This window comes from Bacillus luti (genome assembly GCF_009739945.1).
In the GTDB taxonomy this organism is placed as follows: domain Bacteria; phylum Bacillota; class Bacilli; order Bacillales; family Bacillaceae_G; genus Bacillus_A; species Bacillus_A luti.
In genome coordinates this window covers 3,979,688-4,001,167 of sequence record NZ_CP040336.1, presented here as the reverse complement: position 1 = coordinate 4,001,167, position 21,480 = coordinate 3,979,688, and the positions used below count along the sequence as shown (strand labels likewise).

Annotated in this window: 22 protein-coding genes; 16 read left to right on the top strand and 6 right to left on the bottom strand. The window is 35.6% G+C overall.

Features of this window, described 5'->3' with window-relative positions; translation table 11 throughout:
• The first annotated feature begins 194 nt into the window (after positions 1-194).
• Positions 195-1,301 carry a metallophosphoesterase gene (locus EUC40_RS20320; protein WP_156576391.1) on the top strand — a complete coding sequence of 369 codons (1,107 nt, stop codon included), beginning with the start codon at positions 195-197 and terminating at the stop codon, positions 1,299-1,301.
• A gap of 73 nt (positions 1,302-1,374) precedes the next feature.
• Here EUC40_RS20320 and EUC40_RS20315 read toward each other — a convergent pair whose 3' ends face one another.
• On the bottom strand, positions 1,375-2,265 hold the full coding sequence (locus EUC40_RS20315) for a CPBP family intramembrane glutamic endopeptidase (RefSeq protein ID WP_156576390.1): 891 nt from the start codon (positions 2,263-2,265) through the stop codon (positions 1,375-1,377).
• 577 nt (positions 2,266-2,842) lie between these two features.
• Here EUC40_RS20315 and EUC40_RS20310 point away from each other — a divergent pair.
• The 4 genes from EUC40_RS20310 (at position 2,843) to EUC40_RS20295 (ending at position 5,524) form a co-directional block, all read left to right on the top strand.
• The gene (locus EUC40_RS20310; protein ID WP_071711124.1) at positions 2,843-3,400 is read left to right on the top strand and encodes a TetR/AcrR family transcriptional regulator; all 558 of its coding nucleotides are present in this window, start codon (positions 2,843-2,845) and stop codon (positions 3,398-3,400) included.
• 14 nt (positions 3,401-3,414) lie between these two features.
• Positions 3,415-3,777: a DMT family transporter gene (locus tag EUC40_RS20305; protein ID WP_071711123.1), complete on the top strand. Its 363-nt coding sequence runs from the start codon at positions 3,415-3,417 to the stop codon at positions 3,775-3,777.
• Positions 3,774-4,190 (top strand): YvaD family protein, encoded by a 417-nt coding sequence (locus EUC40_RS20300; protein ID WP_016093106.1) that lies wholly within the window; start codon positions 3,774-3,776, stop codon positions 4,188-4,190. The genes EUC40_RS20305 and EUC40_RS20300 overlap by 4 nt, the downstream gene beginning before the upstream one ends.
• A 356-nt stretch (positions 4,191-4,546) precedes the next feature.
• On the top strand, positions 4,547-5,524 hold the full coding sequence (locus EUC40_RS20295) for an HD domain-containing protein (RefSeq protein WP_156576389.1): 978 nt from the start codon (positions 4,547-4,549) through the stop codon (positions 5,522-5,524).
• Between the two features lie 45 nt (positions 5,525-5,569).
• Here the strand turns inward: EUC40_RS20295 and EUC40_RS20290 are convergent, their stop codons facing one another.
• The gene (locus tag EUC40_RS20290) at positions 5,570-6,688 is read right to left on the bottom strand and encodes an anti-sigma factor (RefSeq protein WP_156576388.1); all 1,119 of its coding nucleotides are present in this window, start codon (positions 6,686-6,688) and stop codon (positions 5,570-5,572) included.
• A gap of 5 nt (positions 6,689-6,693) precedes the next feature.
• On the bottom strand, positions 6,694-7,197 hold the full coding sequence (locus EUC40_RS20285) for an RNA polymerase sigma factor (protein ID WP_156576387.1): 504 nt from the start codon (positions 7,195-7,197) through the stop codon (positions 6,694-6,696).
• A gap of 118 nt (positions 7,198-7,315) precedes the next feature.
• Here EUC40_RS20285 and EUC40_RS20280 point away from each other — a divergent pair, with 118 nt between their 5' ends.
• Both EUC40_RS20280 and EUC40_RS20275 read left to right on the top strand, forming a co-directional pair.
• Positions 7,316-8,218 (top strand): AraC family transcriptional regulator, encoded by a 903-nt coding sequence (locus tag EUC40_RS20280; protein ID WP_156576386.1) that lies wholly within the window; start codon positions 7,316-7,318, stop codon positions 8,216-8,218.
• A 60-nt stretch (positions 8,219-8,278) separates the two neighbouring features.
• Positions 8,279-8,644: a VOC family protein gene (locus EUC40_RS20275; RefSeq protein WP_151626480.1), complete on the top strand. Its 366-nt coding sequence runs from the start codon at positions 8,279-8,281 to the stop codon at positions 8,642-8,644.
• 232 nt (positions 8,645-8,876) lie between these two features.
• Here EUC40_RS20275 and EUC40_RS20270 read toward each other — a convergent pair whose 3' ends face one another.
• Positions 8,877-10,619, bottom strand: coding sequence for a sensor histidine kinase (locus EUC40_RS20270; protein WP_156576385.1), 1,743 nt, complete (start codon positions 10,617-10,619; stop codon positions 8,877-8,879).
• Positions 10,620-10,628: 9 nt separating this feature from the next.
• Positions 10,629-11,333, bottom strand: a complete 705-nt coding sequence (locus EUC40_RS20265) for a response regulator transcription factor (protein WP_151626478.1) — start codon at positions 11,331-11,333, stop codon at positions 10,629-10,631.
• Positions 11,334-11,473: 140 nt separating this feature from the next.
• On the opposite strand from EUC40_RS20265, the gene EUC40_RS20260 reads away from it, so the two are divergent.
• The 9 genes from EUC40_RS20260 (at position 11,474) to aceA (ending at position 20,403) form a co-directional block, all read left to right on the top strand.
• Complete coding sequence (locus tag EUC40_RS20260; RefSeq protein WP_156576384.1) at positions 11,474-12,322, top strand: CPBP family intramembrane glutamic endopeptidase; 849 nt, start codon at positions 11,474-11,476, stop codon at positions 12,320-12,322.
• Position 12,323: 1 nt separating this feature from the next.
• Positions 12,324-12,680, top strand: coding sequence for a hypothetical protein (locus EUC40_RS20255; protein WP_071711114.1), 357 nt, complete (start codon positions 12,324-12,326; stop codon positions 12,678-12,680).
• Positions 12,681-12,711: 31 nt separating this feature from the next.
• Positions 12,712-13,011 (top strand): DUF2101 family protein, encoded by a 300-nt coding sequence (locus tag EUC40_RS20250; protein WP_151626475.1) that lies wholly within the window; start codon positions 12,712-12,714, stop codon positions 13,009-13,011.
• A gap of 173 nt (positions 13,012-13,184) precedes the next feature.
• Positions 13,185-14,450 (top strand): M48 family metallopeptidase, encoded by a 1,266-nt coding sequence (locus tag EUC40_RS20245; protein ID WP_071711113.1) that lies wholly within the window; start codon positions 13,185-13,187, stop codon positions 14,448-14,450.
• A gap of 96 nt (positions 14,451-14,546) precedes the next feature.
• Positions 14,547-15,446: a DMT family transporter gene (locus tag EUC40_RS20240; RefSeq protein WP_084064554.1), complete on the top strand. Its 900-nt coding sequence runs from the start codon at positions 14,547-14,549 to the stop codon at positions 15,444-15,446.
• Between the two features lie 291 nt (positions 15,447-15,737).
• Positions 15,738-16,394 carry an S-layer homology domain-containing protein gene (locus EUC40_RS20235; RefSeq protein ID WP_151626473.1) on the top strand — a complete coding sequence of 219 codons (657 nt, stop codon included), beginning with the start codon at positions 15,738-15,740 and terminating at the stop codon, positions 16,392-16,394.
• A 129-nt stretch (positions 16,395-16,523) separates the two neighbouring features.
• Entirely contained in the window at positions 16,524-17,306 is a 783-nt protein-coding gene (locus tag EUC40_RS20230; RefSeq protein ID WP_156576965.1) for an S-layer homology domain-containing protein, read from the top strand.
• Positions 17,307-17,514: 208 nt separating this feature from the next.
• On the top strand, positions 17,515-19,104 hold the full coding sequence (gene aceB, locus EUC40_RS20225; protein WP_156576383.1) for a malate synthase A: 1,590 nt from the start codon (positions 17,515-17,517) through the stop codon (positions 19,102-19,104).
• 21 nt (positions 19,105-19,125) lie between these two features.
• Entirely contained in the window at positions 19,126-20,403 is a 1,278-nt protein-coding gene (aceA, locus tag EUC40_RS20220) for an isocitrate lyase (RefSeq protein WP_071711109.1), read from the top strand.
• 100 nt (positions 20,404-20,503) lie between these two features.
• Here aceA and EUC40_RS20215 read toward each other — a convergent pair whose 3' ends face one another.
• Positions 20,504-21,295, bottom strand: coding sequence for a phosphotransferase (locus EUC40_RS20215; RefSeq protein WP_156576382.1), 792 nt, complete (start codon positions 21,293-21,295; stop codon positions 20,504-20,506).
• Positions 21,296-21,480: the final 185 nt, after the last annotated feature.

Genomic DNA, 21,480 nt, shown 5'->3' with positions numbered 1-21,480 from the left:
TTGGTTTGTTATGGGGTATAATAAAGCCACAAAACATGAAGTATTGGCTGTTTAAATCGTGAAGCTAATCCAATTGAGGTGTTAGATGCAAATCTAACAATTAGAGGTCTTTACTATGATAAACAAAGTGCTTAATATTTACGTTTAACGTGCATAACAAGATATAATAGAAGAAATCAATAAGGAGGTTCGCTGTGAAGAATCGTCGTTATTTCAATATATTTACTATGTTACTTGTATACACACTACTTATGTTTTACATTGGCTGGAACGGCTGGGTTTGGCTTAGTACCGTGTTTGGCTGGGAGTCTTGGGGATATTACGCTTTCGTAGTTGCATTTATTTCATATGCGTACATTCTTGTGCAAGTGTTTAAGTTCCTTCCATTCCTACGAACGATTGGTTCGATTTGGTTTGCGGTCATCCAATACGCGCTTATGTTGTTGCCACTTGCTGATATTACAGTCTTTCTTTTACAGTTTGGGGTGGAGAAAGAGGCGGCAATTATTTGGACAGGGGCGGCTGTGTTAGCTGCATTTATCTTTATCTTTGCGTATGGAGTATTCAACGCATATAGCCCGGTAGTAAGAAAATATGAAGTACATATACCGAAAAAAGTAGAAGGGCATAAAAGTTTACGCATTGCGATGGCTTCTGATATGCATTTTGGTAAACTGTCTGGTGTTTCGCATTTAAAGAGACTTGTTCGTCATGTAAATGAAATGAAGCCAGATATTATTTTACTGCCTGGTGATATTATCGATGACCACCCAGGTGTATTCATTCAAAAAAACATGGGGCACATTATGAAACAAATGAAAGCTCCATTAGGCGTATACGGCGTATTAGGAAACCATGAATATTACGGAAGAGCGGTTCCTGAATTCTTGCAGGAGATGGATAAGATTGATATTCGTATTCTTTTAGATGAAGTGATCACAATTGAAAATGAGTTTTATCTCGTTGGAAGAAGAGATAAAACAGAGCGAGATCGCCAAAGCTTTGAGAAACTTATGAGTACAGTGGATAAATCGATGCCAGTTATCGCAATGGATCACCAGCCGTTTGAATTGAAGCAAGCAGCGGATGCGGGTGTAGATTTATTATTATCCGGTCACACGCACCGCGGACAAATGGCACCAAATCATATTGTAACGAGAAGAATGTACGAATTAGACTGGGGATATGCACAAAAAGGTGCATTCCACGCCATTGTTTCTTCTGGATTCGGATTTTGGGGACCACCGCTTAGACTTGGAAGTAGGTCAGAGATTGTGCAGGTGGAGGTTACGTTTGAATAGGATTATATATAAAAGGACTATACATGATTACTATGTATAGTTCTTTTTATTTTTTAGTTCGCAATCGCGCCCTTTACTTGAATATAATCTCAATTAGTTGTAGTGGATGTGCATTAATTAGTCCATGTACAATAATAATTGCCCATACCTTGCGATAACGTGTCCACAAATATCCAAGGAATAGACCTACGATACCATGGTTCACAATAACCGTAGCTGTATCAATATCCCAATGACCAGAGCCGTGTAATGCGATATGCCAGCTCGCCCATAATAATGATGTAAGAAGAATAGCCGGCCAAGTACCTAGTAATAATTCCAAACGTGTTTGCAGCCAGACCCTATAAAAAATCTCTTCAAGTACACTATTTATAAGAAACCCTACGAGTAAGATTAAGAGTAAAACCGTGGGTTCCATTCTCGCTGAAACAAATTGTGTAGAGAATGTAGAAAAGAAGTTAAAGTAACCCCAGATTATAATGACAATAAGCGGTGTAAAACGATACCATCTATTATTTTCTATTGATTTTACAGATTTTGGTCGCTCTTTTTTGCGGTTACTTTTATAAAACAAAATAAGCATTAATGGGGTGAATAATAATAAAATAATTTTAAATATAATAAACCACAATTGTAATGCCATTCCTTCAAGGTTCGTGGTGAGAAGACTAATTGTGAAGAGGGACCCACTCAACAATAAGACAATAGTTTGAATCATGATGCGCCTTGGTTCAGACTGTTGAAGGGGATTATAGTTTTTATGATGAAATGGTAAGAAACGGACAAGGAGTATACCGACAATAACAGGGATCCACTTGTTCCAAAAAGGCATCGTGCCCTTATGATCCCCACTATAACGAATGTTTGTTTCTCCAGTCCATATAAGCCAAAGAGCTGAAAGAAAAATAATAAGCATAATTATCCAGCCAATTAACTTCCCCGCTTTTGAAAAATAACTACTCATAGTTATCCGACCTTTCATACTATAATTATAAATTAGTTTCCAAGTGGCTTCGTTTGCTGTATTGTACCTATCATTATTTAGGCAATATTTTTTGACGAAATTCAATAATATACTTATGTTATCAAATTGCTAAAAGTATGCGACGTAATTTCTAAAAAAATATAGAGTTGTGTTTAACTTTATCTAGAGCTTCATGTATCAGCATGCTCCTGCAAATTAACCGGATTGTTGAACAGTCAGGTATGCCCCCTTATTTTTTATAGACCTCTGTATAAACAAATTGTAACTGCGCATATAGTTTTTTACTTTTTGCATCTAATTTCTTAAATTTATGTGATCAAGATACTATAAATGCACCTTTATCGTCTCAGTAATCTTATGTTTTACTATTTTTTAGTTTTTTGAAACGACGATTGAGATATTAAATAGCTGAACTAGGAGAACTAACAGATGCGATTTTAATTCGTTACATAAAAGAGAGTTTGTGAAATACTAGTTGTGCAGAAAGTGTTAAATATTGTAAAATAAAATGGTACCAATAAAACTAATTGGGTACCAAAGGTTTAGGGGGCGGATTATGAAACAAAGAATATTAACAGAAACAATTTATCAAATTCAAACGAAGGGATTTACATTTACAATTAGTGACTTGGCAAAACAATTAGCTGTGAGTAAGAGGACAATCTATGAACACTACTCTTCAAAAGATGAGATAGTAGATGAGGTTATTCTCAATGTTATAGAAAGTATTCAAGAAAAGGAAAAAAATATCGCTGAAGATGATACGTTACAAACAGTTGAAAAAATAAGAAGTATTTTAATTTGTATTCCACAACAATTTAAATTCATGGATGCACGTTTATTAGCAGAACTAAAAAAACACCATTATAATCAATGGTTGAAATTAGATCGATTTTTACGTGAAGGTTGGTCTACTGTAATACGGTTAATAGAGGAGGGAATGAGGGAAGGGAGTATTAGACAAATTCAAGTTCCGTTTTTTATTGAAGTATATTTAGGAGCACTGAATCGCATATATGATCCTATGTTTATTGAAAAGAGTGATTATACATTAGGAAGTATGCTTGAATCAATTATGGACATGTTGTTGTATGGAATTTCCAATTCGAAATAGAAGGTGGGAGAATAATGCAGTGGATTTATTTATGCTTCGCAATTTTATTTGAAGTAGCTGGTACAACTGCGATGAAACTATCTGATGGATTAACGAAACTTGTCCCAAGTATTCTTATTTTTGTATTTTATGTAGTAAGTTTTTCATTTCTTTCATTCGCATTAAAGGGGATGGAGATGTCCGTTGCATATGCAGTTTGGTCAGGTATGGGAATTGTAACGATTACAATAATTGGTTTTGTTTATTTTGGAGAAAGTATCAATGTAATTAAGATACTAGCGATTCTTTTTATTTTAATTGGAGTTGTAATCTTAAATTTTAATAGTGCAGCACATGAACAGAAGAAAAAAGAAGTAGTGGAGGAGCGTGTACATTGAACCGTTTAAAATATTTTTTCCTTATTACTGATATTGGGTTCGTTATGTATTGGTTCATAACAATTTTTCATATGATTCCACAAGAATATTTGTTTAAAGATTATCAAAATCCTATTTTAGTAGCATGGAATTGGTCTTTTCTACCTTTAGATTTATTAATCTCGTTGACGGGATTTTTAAGTTTGTATTTGCACTTTAAACAAAATCCTATTTGGAGCCATTTTGCGTTCGTATCATTAATTTTAACTTTTTGTTCAGGGTTACAAGCTCTAGCATTTTGGACAATCCGTTTAGATTTCGATATTTCTTGGTGGATTCCTAATTTATATTTATTAGTCTATCCATGTTTCTATTTAAAAATTATTTGGAGAGAGTGTGGCTGGCATGAGATAAGAGAGAAGAAAATTCAATAGGTATAATCGGAGTGGAAGAAAAAAGGAACTCGCCATCAAGTTAAGAAGTACATTGTTTCTAAAAATAAAAAAACGAACTGAATTCCCATGGACAACTATGAAGAGATAAAATTTTCTTTTTAGGATACTTTAATATCTTAGCTTGATAGAAATGAAAGTCCCCATATTTTTCAATAAAAAAAGCCTCCACATAAGAATTACTCAATAAAAACAAATGAATTAAAACAAATAACAGACATGTATAATATACAACATTTAAAAAATATCGAAATATTCAGGATTATCATTTGTGTTGATGTCAATTTTATAAAAGAGGTACGATTATAAAACGCGGCTGAAATAAAGGGGGATTATAAGTGCTTATATCAGATGTACTATACGGAGAATTTGAAATAGATCAAGTGTTAGAAGAGTTGATTGTAAGTAAGCCTGTGCAAAGATTGAAAGGCATTCATCAAAACGGAGCGAGTTACTTAATGAACGAGAAGTGGAATGTAATGCGTTTTGATCATTCAGTTGGTGCTATGTTGTTAATTAAAAAACTTGGTGGTTCAGTAGAAGAACAAATTGCGGGGTTACTGCATGACGTATCGCATACTGCTTTTTCTCATGTGATTGATTACGTTTTTGATAACGACAATGAAAGTTATCATGAAGAGATATTTAGCTCGGTTGTGAAAAATTCAGAAATTCCAGCGATTCTTGCGAAGCATGGCTATGACTATGAAGATATTTTGTTAGATGATTCGAAGTGGACGTTACTCGAAAGGTCCGCGCCAGAATTATGTGCAGACCGAGTGGATTATACGTTACGAGATATGTATACATACGGATATATTTCTTTGGAAGAGGTTCATAGCTTTTTAGAGGATGTCATCGAAGTGGACGGGAAAATGGTGCTTCAAAATATCGAAATTGCAGAATGGTTTACAAAAACGTATTACAAAGAGGTAATTGATTTCTTTATGAAGCCAATGAATATATACGGAAATGATATGTTAGCGAAAACGTTAAAGTTGGCTCTTCATAAAAAGGTCATTCATGCAGACGATTTCCTTCTTGAAGATGACGAGCTTATAGTGAAATTACAGCGATGTAACGATCTAGAAGTGGAAGCTTTATTAAGAAAAGTTCATCCAAATGTAGAAGTAAAAGAAGATAGAAACGATTATGATTTGTATCAGAAAAATAAAGTACGCCTTATTGATCCGCCGGTATGTCGCGCCGGGGAAGTTGTTCCATCGTCTGTCGTGTCAGAAAACATAAGACAGATGAGTGATACAGTTTATGAAAAAGCGGTGAGAGGGACGTATGTGAAAGTGATTTCGGATTAATGGAAAGGAAAAGGTGTCATCAATTATGATGACACCTTTTCGCTGTTAATAATCAAACCAATTCCAAACCTCAATATCTCCAAGAGTCGCATAACGAACGTGAGGCGAGTTTTGTAATTTTAATAACTCTTTCGATGGTCCGGTAATGACGATCCCGTATACTTTTACACCGTTCTCTTTTACATACTCATAACGCTTATCTAAGTTCAGCTCTTTTTCAGGAGTCCAAGTAGTTTTACTTACAGTTTTTTTATGCTCAGAAAGAATGCGCATCATTTCGATTACCTCATCTTCTTTTGTCTTCGGTCGTTCTGCTTCACTATCAGGGAGGTTTATATGTTCTGGAAATCCGATAACCTCTCCGCCATGTAGGATGAAATCTTCCTCATCTATTCTCTCTTGTCCTGTGTCTAAAGCGTACCATACAGGAGTTGGTGGCATTTCTTGTGCTTCAAATGTGCTATATAGAATGGATTCTAATTCTTGTAAAGTGTAAGGTTTGTCAAAAGATATCGCTACTTCTGCAACGGTTCCCTCATGTACTTTTGCAAGTGTATCCCACACTTTTTTAGATGGTTCTTTCAAATGATCACCTTGCTTTATTTTCGGATGAACAAAGGAAAGTTTAGAGTAATTCAATTTGTTTGCCCAGGATTTATTTGTAGCAGTTACAGACGATAAGAAGCTTTTCGTTGTTACTGTACCGAATTGAACTTCTTTTTTGCCGACAGTTTTAACTAAATTCGTTTCATTTTCTGTACGGAAAAAGGGTTTGATTTTTGTACTGCCTCCAGTGGAACGACTATTTGGAATTGTTGCTTCTAGTGCGAGTGCTGGAATCTCATTTACTTCAGCTAACTTTTTCATATTATTGAAGTAAAGAGAAGATGAAAAATGCTCGACAAAATAGATTGCTATACAAACCGCAAGGACAAAACTAACAGTTTGCCAACGCTGTTTCCACTTTATTTTCCAAAACGGGACATTAAGATTTTGTGGTGGTAGTCTTTTCTTGATCGGCTCACTCTTCGTAAGCAATTCATCCAAATACACTTCACATTCCTCACAAGTTTCTATATGACTTTCTAATTCTTCTTGTTCATCACGTGTGAGTGTTCCTTTTTCATATTTTTCCCATAGTTTTTTAAATGCTGCACAACCCATCTGTATCACTCCTCTATGTTTCTTGTTTCTTTCCGTCCGCGGTGTAATTCAATTTTCACTTTCGCTAATGAGAGACCGGTCATTTCTGCTATTTCCTTATAGGCGAATCCGTAGTAATCTCGTAGTAGTAGGACATTTCGTCTTTCGAGTGGAAGAGAAGATAAACTGTCTAACCAACTAGCAATCTCATGTTTTACGAAATATTCATGTTCTGTACTGGGCACGTTTGGTAAATGGAATTCTTCCACTTTTGTTGTTTTATATTTTTTCTCTTTTCGATACCAATCGATAAAGGCGTTGTAGGCAATTGTAAATAACCACGGCCTAATTTCTTCGCCTTTGTAATAATCAATATGGACAAGCATGCGGTAAAATGTTTCCTGCATGAGATCTTCCGCACAGTGAGAATCTCCGGTTAGGGAGAGAAGATAGCGAAATAAATCATGCATATGATCTGAATAAATGTCTTCTAATGATTGGTTGCGTTTCACTAATTTCCCTCCCTTCATACATAACAACGAAATACATATAAAAAAGTTACATTTGTTTTTAAAATTATAGTAAAAAACGTCAAGAATTGGATTGCGTTCTCTTTTATCATAATACATATAAGGCGGGTGAACAGAGATGGAAAGCTATGAAACACAAATTCAAAGGTCAATTGATTATATTGAGGAAGATGTAATGGAAAAACAGACGCTGCGTAATTTAGCTCGCATTGCAGGTTTTTCTGAGTCGCATTTTCATCGTGTATTTCAGGCGTTAGTAGGTGATACAGTAATGGAGTATGTTCGAAAGAGGAGGTTAGCCCGGGCAGCTTATCAACTTTCTCATACGGATGAAAAAGTTATTGATATCGCATTTGAGCATGGCTTTCAATCTCACGAAACGTTCACGAGAGCCTTTAAAAAATTATTTCAAATGACACCGAGTGAATATCGAAAACAAGAAATCGAAACACCGATGTATTACAGCGTGAATGTAAAGCAAAGAAAATTAAATCCGTATTTAGGGGGCATACAAATGGAATATCGTATTGTAAATAAACCAGAATTTTTAGTGGCGGGTTATGAACTGAAGACGACAAGTAAAGAAGGGAAGAACCATCAAGACATTCCAGTATTTTGGCAAGAATATTTACAAAAAGATCTTGGAACAACAATTCCGAATCGTAAAGATACGAGCCAATGGGTAGAGCTTGGATTATGTACAGATTTTAATTTAGAAAAAGGAGACTTCACTTATATTATCGGAATGGAAGTTACAGACTTTGAAAATGTACCAAATGAAGTTGCAAAGCGTACTTTCCCAGCAGCAACATATGCCGTATTTACAACACCGAAAGTTCCTCATGAAGAAATGGTATCGTCTATTCACCAAACGTGGAATGCAGTATTCTCAGAATGGTTCCCGCATTCAGGCTATGAACATTGCGGCGTGACAGAGTTTGAACTGTACGATGAGCGTTGCCACGAAGATAAGAGTGAGTTTGCACAAGTAGAGCTTTGGATACCGGTGAAGAAAAAATAATAGGGTAAGAGCGAATCATTGGGAGATGGTTCGCTTTTTCATAAAGGGGGAAATGGAAAGATGTTCAAAAAGCTAGAATGTGTATCTATACATACGAAGGATATAGAAAGATCAGTTTCTTTTTATAAAGAAATGGGAATGGAGCAAAACTGGGTTATAGAAAGAGAATTAGAAGAAGGAGCTATTTGGACATTAATAGGATTGAAGTTTCCAGATGAGAAAAGTTCGGAGTTAGTAATAAGCAATCATCCGGATATTAATTTTATGGAAGTCGAAGTATTGGTAGAAGATGTGCAACAAATGTATGAAAGTTTAAAAGATAATAAAGATGTAAAATGGATTCGTGAACCATTTCCAACAGAATCAGGACACGTTGCGGTAATGGAAGCGCCTGATGAGAATGTGTTTGTGTTAGTAGGGAAATAGCTGAAATATGGAGTGACCTTTCATAGTGAGTTATGAAAGGTTATTTTTACTTTGTATAGCAGGGAAAGTAGGTAGTGTTGTCGGTTTTTGTCGGTAAGTCGATATATTTAGAAAATCGCCGATGTAATTTCATATACCGCTAAAGTAACTCAGAAAGATGGTCTACATAATTTCATTTATCGCTGAACTCTCCCAGAATAGAAAAAAGAAAAGGCACCACACAGCGCCTTTTCTATGAACGAAACGGAAATACAAGAATAATCGTCGTTCCTTTTCCAATTTCACTTTCAACGGAGATTGTCCCGTTATGAGCATGAACGAGCTGTTTTGTAATAGCGAGTCCAAGTCCAGTTCCGATGTTGCTTTCTTCTGTATTTGTTCCCCTGTAATATCTTTCAAATAGAAGTTCTTTCGTTTTTTCATCCATGCCTTTTCCGTTATCCGAAATAGATAGTGTAAAGAAATTTTCGTTTTGTGAAAGGTTTACGATTACATTCGTCGTCTCATTATTATGTTTTATAGCGTTTGCGAGTAAGTTTTCGATAATACGCTGGAACCATTTTTCTTCAATAAAATATTGAATTTTGTTTGAGCTTGGTACGAATTCAATATTTTGATTTTGAAGTGTCGGATTATTAATGAATTGTAATAATACTTTTTGGACGAATTGATTCATTTCAATATTTACGTGCTGCGCAGGAAGACTGTTATTTTTTAATTGATACGTTAAGCTTAAGTCATCAATTAATGTCGTCATATATCGAGATTTCTCTTTCATAACGCTGCCGAATTGTTGAATGTCGCGATCAGTCCAGTTGTACTGCTGTGATTCTAGTAATAATGCGTAGCCATATATAGAGCTAAGTGGCGTTTTTAAATCATGTGTGAGACCGGTAATCCATTCTTCACGTGTTTGCTGCAGTACTTGCCTCATTGCATCATTTTTTTTAAGTGTAATAGAAAGATGCTCTAGTGAATTTGTAACATCACTAAATAAGCGGAATGACCATTTTTCTTTACCGGATCGCCGGAACCTGACAGGTTTCCCTTTTTTACTAACAGGTTCTTCGTACTTTCCACCAGCTATATTCTTAAGCCAGCGCATTGCATGCAATAACGGTTTTCCAAATTTATTACCGTACCAAATAGAAAGAATGACTAAATAAACAAATACGATAAGCAGGATTAATCCGCATCCGATTAGAAACTTTTTAGCAAATACATCTTCTATTTCATCATCTGGGTAGTAGTGCTCGTTTTTGGCAGTTACAACGAGAAGAAGACCGCTATTTGCATCGTAAAAGCTAGACGTGTTTTCTTTATGATTCCACGGTTCTTTTGCGTTAAGAGCAGCTTGTATGGCAGAAAACGTTTTTTTCTTTCCATTTGGATAGGAGAATACTTCTTCGCCGCCACTATTAAAGATTTGAAGCGTTGCTTTTTCTTTAGAAAGTAACTGTTTTTCTTCTTCTGTTAATGTGAATGTATCCGTAGATACAGAAGGGTGCTCTTTCTGGAGTGATTTCAGTAATCCATTGCTTTTTAACGTACCGCCGTAAATAACAAGTACGTTTTTTTCTTCTAATTCAATTTCCCAATATGTAAATGTATAAGGGCTTTCTATATGATTCTGTATATATGAGAATAATGATACTTTCGTATAAGATGTTGGTACGTCACTAGGCGTATTAAAGTGATAGAGAACTTTTCCGTTTTCCGCCACAATTTGAATCCAATCATTTTTCTCTTTAATTAAGTCTTTTACTTCAGTTTTTAACGAAATATCGCCATCTTCTGAAGAGATATATCTTGAAATCATAAAATTATCAGAATCTGGAATGTTCGGTTCGTATGAAGTACTCGTAACAAGAAAAATTAAATAAGTGAAAGCAGCTACTACAGCTATCAATAGTGTAACCAAAACAAATACGTGTTGCAGAATAAACTGGATAATAAGTCGTTTATTAAAGTTCATATCGTCACCCTACTTTGTAATGAACTTATAGCCAAGTCCGCGCACAGTTTTTATATATTCTGGTTTACTTGGGTCTTGTTCAATTTTTTCACGTAGTTTTCGAATGTGGACCATAACGGTATTGTCATCGCCATTGTAGGCAGGTGCTCCCCAAACTTTTTCGTATATTTCTTCCTTCGAAAATACATAGTTCGGATTCTCGCAAAAGAAGAGTAATAGCTGAAATAGCTGGGCGGAACATTCGACAACATGTCCACCTACTGTAAGTTCTGCGGAATATCGATCAATTTCAAATCTGCCAAATGAACTGGAGTGTGCTTTTTGTTCGTGTGGTACTGCTTGTTTCATATGTCTTCGAAGTTGCGCTTTTATACGTGCTACTACTTCTAGTGGATTAAATGGCTTCGTAATATAATCATCTGCACCGTATGAAAAACCAGATATTTTATCTAAATCGGACGCTTTCGCTGATAAGAAGAAAATTGGACAATCTGTTTGTTGGCGAATGATTGGACAAATATCAAAACCAGATTGTCCAGGAAGCATGACATCTAAAATGATTAAATCGTAGTTGTGTTGCCCAGTGAGAGATAAAGCCATTTCCGCTGAAGTAGCAGTTGTAATATGAGAAAAACCTTCTTTTTCAAGAATGGTAGTTAGTAGTTGTAATATTGCTGTTTCGTCATCAACGAGTAAAATATTTGCTTCATACATAAGAATCCCTCCTAATTTCCTCGAATATCATACCATCATTTTGTAACTTATGGAATTTTTAAGGAAATTTTAAGGTTTTCTTTCACAAAAAATTAAGAATCAAATGATATGATAAAAGTAACATAGGGGAGGAGATGAGTGTGAATCCGTTTCAAATGATGCGAGCTAGATATTTTTTAATTGTATTTGCACTATTAACTTTAGTAGCGAGAAGTAGTGGGGAATTGCTAGAAAGTACATTTCATATACAAAATTCTTCTTTCATAAATATTTGTATATTCTATATCCTTCCGATTACATGGATTTTTTATGAGTATAGAAAACACCGTGTTTCATTTGCATGTTTTATTAATAAAAATGAAACATTTAACTTGGTGCAAGTTTTTTACATAACGATTATATTATGCATGTTCAGTTACGGTTATCTCATTTTGTACATGTACAGCTTTGCATGGATTACACCAGATTTTATTATGAACGCTTTGCATGAACCAATTGTAGATAGTGCCGGGGGATATGTATATCAATTTATTATGGTCGTATTTATCGCACCAATTATTGGGGAGTTTGTATTTCGCGGATTTTTACTGCAGCGCTTTGCTGCAAAATGGGGAACGAGTATAGCGATGATTGCAGTCGCATTTTTATTTGCAATGTTACATGTCGATTTCCTCGGTGCGGCCTTATTTAGCATCGTATTATCCATTGTATATATTCGTACGAAAAGCTTACTCATGCCAATTGCGATCCATATGTTAAACAATGCATTTGTAATCGGTGCTTCGTTTCTAGTAAGTAGGGAAAAAATCATGAGTTTTGCAGATTTCTCAAACTACACGACGTTTTTCCCAGGACTTATAATTTTTATAACAGGATTAAATTTAGTACTCATCTTTTTATTTGTTAACCGCAAATATTGGAGTAAAGAAGTTCCAGTTATATATGGAGAGCAGGAAAAAAGCTTTTCAGACGTAGTGGGGAGTAAATGAAATGAAGAAGACGATTGAAAAAATATTGAAAGACATTATAGATGCTACGTCTCTTACAGATATGTGTGATAAAAGCGTGTGTCATTGGGTGCAACCTGTAGTAGATACGATTGTGTTTCCAGAGTATTACTTATTTTCTAGTACTCATTTAAAAGAAAATATTATTTCTCTTCTTATTGTGTTAGGGGTTTTACTAATATTTGGTTTAATTGTAGAAGAAATGATGAAGCGCATCTTCAAAAAAAATGAAGAGAAGTATATGTGGGTTCATACAGTATTCGAGAAAGTAATAGTGGCTTTCCTTTTGTTTTATAGTATGAAAACAATCATTTACGTTATAGCTTTGAAACATCATTAATTCGAAATTTGAAAGGAATGTATAAAATTACATGAATGAAACGATATCATCAAATAAGTTTTTTTATTTGATTTTACTTAGTATAGTGCTAATAACGACAGGAAATGTTATTCTTCGCTGGGAAGAAGCTTACTTTTTCATGTATTTAGCGCTCCATTTATTAGGGATTTTATGTATAAGTGGCGGAATAGTTACTGAAAAAAAGAGTGAAGAAAGTATTAACTATATGTGTGTGATCGGTCTTATTTTACTTTTAGCTGTGCAAGGTATTATGAAATATAGTTCTTTTTCTTTACATGATTTTAGTTTGTTAATAGAGGTTCTACCTTAAGAAGAGCACTTGTTTTAATAAGTATGCGGGTGTGTTTCTAACTGAATAGAGTGTATACAGGTAGGCGAAACTCTTCTTATGTAGAAGAGTTTTTTTATACCATTAGCTTGTTCTAATTTAGCATGTACGAACTTACAATAATAATAGACAGGCAGCATAGAGGAGGGAATAGCGTGAGGAAAGTTATTGGGTGGTCGCTTTTTTTGTACGTTGGATTTGCGTTACTTATATATTGGTATTTATTTGGATGGAATCATGAACTCATTCCGGAGATGTATAAAGGAACGAGTGCAGATCCAGAAACTTTTATGAATGCAAGAGAGCTTACGCTAAGCCAAGATTATTCGCGCGTGAAAAATTTACTGTACTTTTTAGCGACGCCTCTTGAATGGATTATTTTATTATTTGTTCTTGTGCTCGGTGTTTCAAGAAAGTTTGAGAAATGGTCGAAGGAAACGACGAAAATAAGTGTTTTACAAGTTGCGATTTATTTCTTTTATTTATCATTACTTACTACAGTTCTTGCTCTGCCGATGCAATGGATTAGCCGTAAAGTATCCGTTGATTACGGCATTTCAACGCAAAGTACACAAAGCTGGATAAAAGATCATGTTATCGGTTTTTGGGAGAGTTATGCGACGATGTTAATCGTAGTTACGGTTCTTCTATGGCTTATCCGTAAATTCCCGAAGAGATGGTGGGTAGCAGGGTGGGCACTCTCTGTTCCGTTTACAATCTTTTTAACATTCATACAGCCTGTCGTTATTGATCCACTGTATAACGACTTCTCGACGCTGAAAAATAAAGAATTAGAAACGAAAATTTTAGCGATAGCAGACAAAGCTGACATTCCTGCTAAACATGTATATGAAGTAAATATGTCGAAAAAAACGAATGCGTTAAATGCATACGTAACAGGAATTGGCCCTAACGCCCGTATTGTAATGTGGGATACAACGCTTAAGCAATTAAAAGATAAAGAGATTTTATTTATAATGGCCCATGAAATGGGGCATTATGTTATGAAACATATATATTGGGGCGTTGCGAGTTATGTGTTGCTATCGTTTATAGGTATGTATCTCATTAGTCGTATTATAAATATGTGTATTCGAAAATGGGGAGATACGCTGCAAATTTCAAAAGTGGCATGTTTCTCAATTTTACCTTTATTTTTCTTAATTTCTTCTGTACTATCCTTCGCGTCACAACCAGCAACAAACTATGTTTCACGTATAGAAGAACGCGCGGCGGATCAATATGCTTTAAATATGACGAAGGACGGGAAATCTGGTGTGAAAACATTTCAATATTTATCAAAAACAAGCTTAAGCCAAGTGAATCCACCTGCGTTAGTGAAATTTTTCTTATACACACACCCACCAATTTTTGAAAGAATTCATACGTTTGAACAATATGAAAAAACGAAGAAGCAGTAGTGTACTGCTTCTTTTTATTATGGCATATTCGAGTTTTGGAAAATTATAGTGTATAATAAAAAGAATATTCAGTGAAATGTTTAGGAGGTTAATATTTTGTTTCATTCAAAATCAATGCCGGCTATCAAAATGATTCTTTCGATGTCTATTTTCGGATCGATTGGATTTTTTTCTGTCCAAACGGGTTTACCGTCGTTTGAATTAGTATTCGTTCGTTGTATTTGTGCTACTTTATTTTTAACTTTATGTTGGTTCGTAACAGGACAATATAAAAATGAAAAATGGAATAAAAAAGAGATCGTGCAAATATTAGCGTGCGGCGTATTTCTCGTTTTTAACTGGGTATTTCTATTTAAAGCGTTTGAAGTTATGTCAATTACCATTGCGATTTCTGTCTACCATCTTGCTCCAATTATCGTATTAATGATTGGGAGTATCGTATTTAAAGAGAAGTTAACAATATTTGCGGTCATGTCGATTGCTATCTGTTTCTTCGGTACAGTTTTAGTAGCTGGAGTAGATGGAAGTGTGTCGCTCGAGAAACTCATGTCATCTGGAATGGTATGGGCACTACTTGCGGCGTTATTCTATGCTTTTACTACTTTACTAGGGAAAGGAATCAAGCATACGAGCGCATATGCAATGACATTTTTACAAACATTTTTAGGTATTTTTTTATTGCTACCATTCGTAGATTTCGGGAAATTTCAAGGATTAACAGAGATGAACTGGATGATGATCACAGCGACAGGGCTTATACATACTGGGTTTGTATATTATTTATTTTTTGACAGCTTAAGAGATTTATCGACGAGACTCATTTCTGTACTCGTATTTTTAGACCCTGCTGTTGCAATACTATTAGACACAGTCTTTACCGGATTTAGACCGACTAGCATGCAAGTAGTAGGGATTGTTCTTATATTCGTAGGGATGGCACTAACGTTTCGCAAGGGAACAGAGAAGGATCTATCGGTGAATACGAGCGCAACATAATTCACTTTTTTTCGCTTTTTGTGTCGATAAAGTGAAATTTAAAAATGCAAAGGAGTTCACAAAGAGATTGTAGAATATTTTATTATATAACACCTAAGATGTGACAACTTCCTTTTGAAAAAGAAAGAAGGAGGTATAAAGCAAAAAGGTAGTCAAAATGTTTCTTCTAGAAGATTGGCATTTTATCTTACATTCACCATCAATTTAGTACTCCTGAAACAATGAAGTTCAATGCTTCGTATTATCAATTATTTTTCTATTTAATATAAATAGAAATAGGGAGAGAGGACAATGAAGAAAAAAATATTGGGTGTAATGATGATTGCGACAATGGTAGGAGGTATATTTGCAGGAACGAATGTGGCGCCTGTAAAAGCGGAAGAGTATCCGGAAATGATTGTATTTGATGATGTTCCATACGGATTTTGGGCATATGATGCTATTTTAGATTTAGCTTATAATAAAATTATAGTTGGGTATGGAAATGGAAAGTATGGTGTTAACGATCTTACAACACGTGAACAAGTGGCAGGCGTTATTTACAAAACTCTTGAAATGAAAGATGAAGGAGCAGTAGCGAATCCATACAAAGATATTTCTGAAAGTTCTACTAGTTTCAAGAAGGAAATTTTAGCGTTAACAAAACGTGGTGTTTTTAAAGGTGATACAAACGGAAACTTTAGACCGAAAGCACCCATTTCTCGAGCTGAAATGGCAGTAGTACTTCAAAAGGCATATACTTTCGAAGCGAAACAAAAGCATACATTTAAAGATGTACCGAAAGGACATTGGGCAGAAGAGGCAATTAGTGCACTGCAATCTAATCAAGTTGTTACAGGAACTGGAAACGGTATGTATGAATTAAATTCCTTTGTACCGAGAGCACAATATGCACAGTTTATAAACAATGCGATTATTAATTATCATTTGAAAGAGGACTGGAAATAGAGTGAAATAGGAAAGCACAAATAGAAATATTTGTGCTTTTTTGTTTGTTTAAAAAGGAATAATTATCCGTTAATATGTATGTTTATTGTTGTACATAAGCTTGATAATCAACCTCATAAAAAAGAAATGATGTGTAATATGATTCACAAAAATGTCACGAATTTTGTCGAAAAATATATTGTTGCTATACCGTTTTTTCTGTATATTTTTAAAAAAACATATGCATATTGGGGAGATAATTTCATGAGCAAAAAATTATTAAAAACAGCTACAGCATTAACAATTATGGGTGGGGTGTTATTCTCAGCAGAGAGTAATTATGTAAAAGCGGAAAGTGCACCGCTACAAAATACAAATACAATTGTATTTAAAGATGTACCAGAAGGACATTGGTCATATGAAGCGATTCATAGTTTAGCGGCAAATGAAATTATCTTTGGATATGGAAATGACATATTTGGTTTTGGGGATGATGTAACACGTGAGCAAGTGGCAGCTTTAATTTATCGTGTGTTTGATATAGAAGAACAAGATGAATATGAAAACCCATATGAAGATATCGATGAAAACTCGACAAACTTTATCGAGGAAATATTGGCTTTAACGGAACTGGAAATTTTCATGGGAGACGAGCATGGAAACTTTAGACCGAAGGCGACGTTAACGCGTGCAGAAATGGCGCAAGTTCTTACGAATGCTTTTGACTTACAGGCAAAGGGACCTCATACGTTTAATGATGTTGCAGCAGATTCATGGGCAAAAAACGCAATTAGTGCAATCCAAACAAATAATATTACAGCGGGAATCGGAGAAAATAAATTTGGCCCGTCTATGAAAGTAACGAGAGAACAATACGCACAGTTTTTATATAAAACAATGTTGCAGAAGGTGAAAGAAGCAGGGCAACAATAAAGTTTAATAAATGAAAGTAGAATCATACAAAAAGGTCGTTGTTGTATAACAGCGGCCTTTTTTGTATGGAATAAAGCGCGGAATCATCGCGTTTTGGAAAAAAATGAAATGAATTTTCAAAAAAAACTTCCTTTTCTGAAGATTTGTTATATAATATAAAACATGAAATCAAATCTGTTATAAAACAGTTTAAGAAGGGGATGCTAATATGTCGACGCAAACTTCACGGGTTACACTCGTAGGAGAAATGTTACCAGCGTACAACGAAATATTGACACCTGAGGCGCTTAAGTTTTTAAAGAAACTGCATGAAAATTTTAATGAGCGCCGCATAGAACTTTTACAAAAGCGTGTAGAGAAACAAAAACGAATTGATGCAGGAAAGTTTCCAAAGTTTTTAGAAGAAACAAAGCATATTCGTGAATCGGATTGGACGATTGCCAAGCTGCCAAAAGATTTAGAGGATCGCCGCGTAGAGATTACTGGACCGGTAGATAGAAAGATGGTTATTAACGCCTTGAATTCAGGAGCGCATCTTTTTATGGCGGATTTTGAAGATTCGAATTCACCAACTTGGGAAAATGCGGTGGAAGGTCAACTGAACTTACGAGATGCAGTAAAGGGAACGATTTCATATGAGAATGATAAAGGAAAAGAATATAGATTAAATGATAAAACAGCAGTACTTATCGTACGTCCAAGAGGATGGCATTTAGAAGAAAAACATATGAAAGTTGACGGACAAAATATGTCTGGTAGCTTAGTAGATTTCGGACTGTATTTTTTCCATAATGCGAAAGCTCTTTTAGCAAAAGGGAGCGGCCCATATTTCTACTTACCGAAAATGGAAAGTCATTTGGAAGCAAGGTTGTGGAATGATGTATTCGTGTTTGCTCAAACATACATCGGGATTCCAAATGGAACAATTAAAGCGACGGTGTTACTGGAAACGATTCACGCTTCGTTTGAAATGGATGAAATTTTGTATGAATTAAAAGATCATTCTGCTGGATTAAACTGCGGACGTTGGGATTATATTTTCAGCTTTTTAAAAGCTTTCCGGAATCATAATGCATTTTTACTACCAGATAGAGCGCAAGTCACGATGACGGCGCCGTTTATGCGCACGTACTCGTTAAAAGTAATTCAAACATGTCATCGCCGTAATGCACCGGCTATTGGAGGGATGGCAGCACAAATTCCGATTAAAAATAATCCGGAAGCAAATGAAGCTGCTTTTGAAAAAGTGCGTGCTGATAAGGAGCGCGAAGCTTTAGACGGTCATGACGGGACTTGGGTTGCCCACCCGGGACTTGTACCGGTTGCGATGGAAGTATTTAATCACATTATGAAAACACCGAATCAAATTTTTAGGAAACGTGAAGAAATACATGTTACAGAAAAAGATTTATTAGAAGTGCCGGTGGGAACGATTACAGAAGAGGGTCTTCGTACGAATATTAGCGTAGGTATTCAATATATTGCATCTTGGTTAAGCGGACGGGGAGCAGCACCAATTTATAACTTAATGGAAGATGCGGCAACAGCGGAAATTTCTAGGGCACAAGTATGGCAATGGATTCGCCATGAAGGTGGAAAGTTACATGATGGCCGTAATATTACGCTTGCATTAATGGAAGAGCTAAAAGAAGAAGAGTTAGCAAAAATAGAAAGAGAGATTGGTAAGGAAGCCTTTAAGAAAGGGAGATTTAAAGAGGCAACAACGTTATTTACAAATCTCGTTCGAAATGATGAATTCGTACCATTTTTAACATTACCGGGTTATGAAATTTTATAAAACGAAAAGGGGATGGAACATATGAAAAACGAAAGAATCGAGAAATTACAAGAAAGCTGGGAATTAGATAAGCGTTGGAAAGGGATCACACGTCCATATTCAGCGGAGGATGTAATTCGTCTGCGCGGATCGATTGATATTGAGCATACATTAGCGCGCCGCGGTGCAGAAAAGCTTTGGGAGTCACTTCATAAGGAAGATTATATTAACGCACTTGGCGCATTAACAGGAAACCAAGCGATGCAACAAGTAAAAGCAGGGTTAAAAGCAATTTATTTAAGCGGTTGGCAAGTAGCAGCTGATGCAAACCTTTCTGGACATATGTATCCAGACCAAAGTTTATATCCAGCGAACAGCGTACCTGCTGTAGTAAAACGAATTAATCAAACGCTTCAACGTGCGGATCAAATTCAGCATATGGAAGGAAGCGGAGATACAGATTATTTTGTACCAATCGTTGCAGATGCAGAAGCTGGGTTTGGCGGACAATTAAACGTATTTGAACTTATGAAAGGTATGATTGAAGCGGGTGCATCAGGCGTACACTTTGAAGATCAATTATCTTCAGAGAAAAAATGTGGTCATTTAGGCGGAAAAGTATTACTACCGACGCAAACAGCGGTGCGCAATTTAATTTCCGCACGCCTTGCGGCAGACGTAATGGGCGTGCCAACAATTATCGTTGCAAGAACAGATGCGGATGCGGCAGATTTAATTACGAGTGATATCGACCCAGTTGATAAAGAGTTTATTACAGGAGAAAGAACACCAGAAGGGTTTTACCGTACGAAAGCAGGTCTTGATCAAGCAATTGCACGTGGTTTAGCATATGCTCCTTATGCAGATCTCGTTTGGTGCGAAACGTCTGAACCAAATTTAGAAGATGCGAAACGATTTGCGGACGCAATTCATAAGGAGCATCCAGGAAAGCTACTTGCTTACAACTGTTCACCTTCATTTAACTGGAAACAAAAATTAGATGAAAAAACAATTGCGAGCTTCCAAAAAGAAATCGCGTCTTACGGTTATAAGTTCCAGTTCGTAACACTAGCTGGATTCCACTCATTAAACTATGGCATGTTTGAATTAGCACGTGGCTATAAAGAGCGCGGCATGGCAGCGTACTCTGAGTTACAACAAGCAGAATTTGCGGCTGAAAAACACGGTTACTCTGCAACGCGTCATCAACGCGAAGTAGGAACAGGTTACTTTGATGAAGTAGCACAAGTCATTACAGGCGGTACGTCATCAACGACAGCATTAAAAGGATCTACAGAAGAGGCGCAGTTTACGAAATAAAAGGAAGGGGCACCTTTTTGAAGGGTGCCCCTTGTTATTTTATGAACGATTTGAGAGTAAATGAAATGATACTAATGATCGGGCAAAAAAGATACAATGATCAAATCCACTCTTTCTCATGCTCACGAATAAACTTCATATCTTTTTCATAATGCTCTAAATGTCCTTCATCTATCATTCTTTGGAAATTCACGTCGCCTTCTTGTGCTTTTCGTTTCATATATGTACATAATCCTTCTAACCGTAGTAACACCATTCCTACATAATCTTCATCCATGCTTTTACCGTAGGATTGAACAAACAATTTCACTCTTTCTTTTATGCGGCTGGCATGTTGCGATGAGTCATAATGAACGGCGTCTCCGGACTCTGTATAATATACTCTACTTAAAGGCACGCAAGTATAAAGCGTATAAGCGATGTCCCAAAGTCTTGGTCCAGGGGCAGCAACATCAAAATCAATAATACCCACTGGTTTCTCGTCATTAAAAATAATATTATATATGGCAAAATCATTGTGGCATAAAACTTCAATGTTATTTGGCGTATGATCCATCGGTTTCCACTCATCCGATAACGGAAAGTCACTTACCGCATCATGGTAAAGACGAAGCATCTTTGCTATTTCTTTTAAAGTATCATTAGATCGCATATATTCTTTTAAAGGATAATTCCCAGCTTCTCCTTCAATAAAGGATAAAATCTCTCTATCTTTTTCATCTATCCCTAAAAACTTCGGTGCATAATGAAAACCTTTGTTTTCTAAATGATGTAATAACGTATGGGTTTTTGCGCTGCCTTGCTTTAATTCGCGCCGAACAGTATTTTCAGAACGATATACGTTAGAGACGTTTCCCCCTGTTAGCTTTTCTTCTTTCTCATAGTTTGGCATATAATCCCCTCCATTTAACTATTGTGAAATTATATTTTAACACCTTAGAATAAGAAGTGTAATCGCATTCAAATAATGTGTTTGTTCCTGTTCAAATAAGATATTTATAATTATATACGCGACTTAATTTGTCAGTTATTTTCAAAAAAGATTGTACATTTTATTTTAAGTGTGCTATGATGATG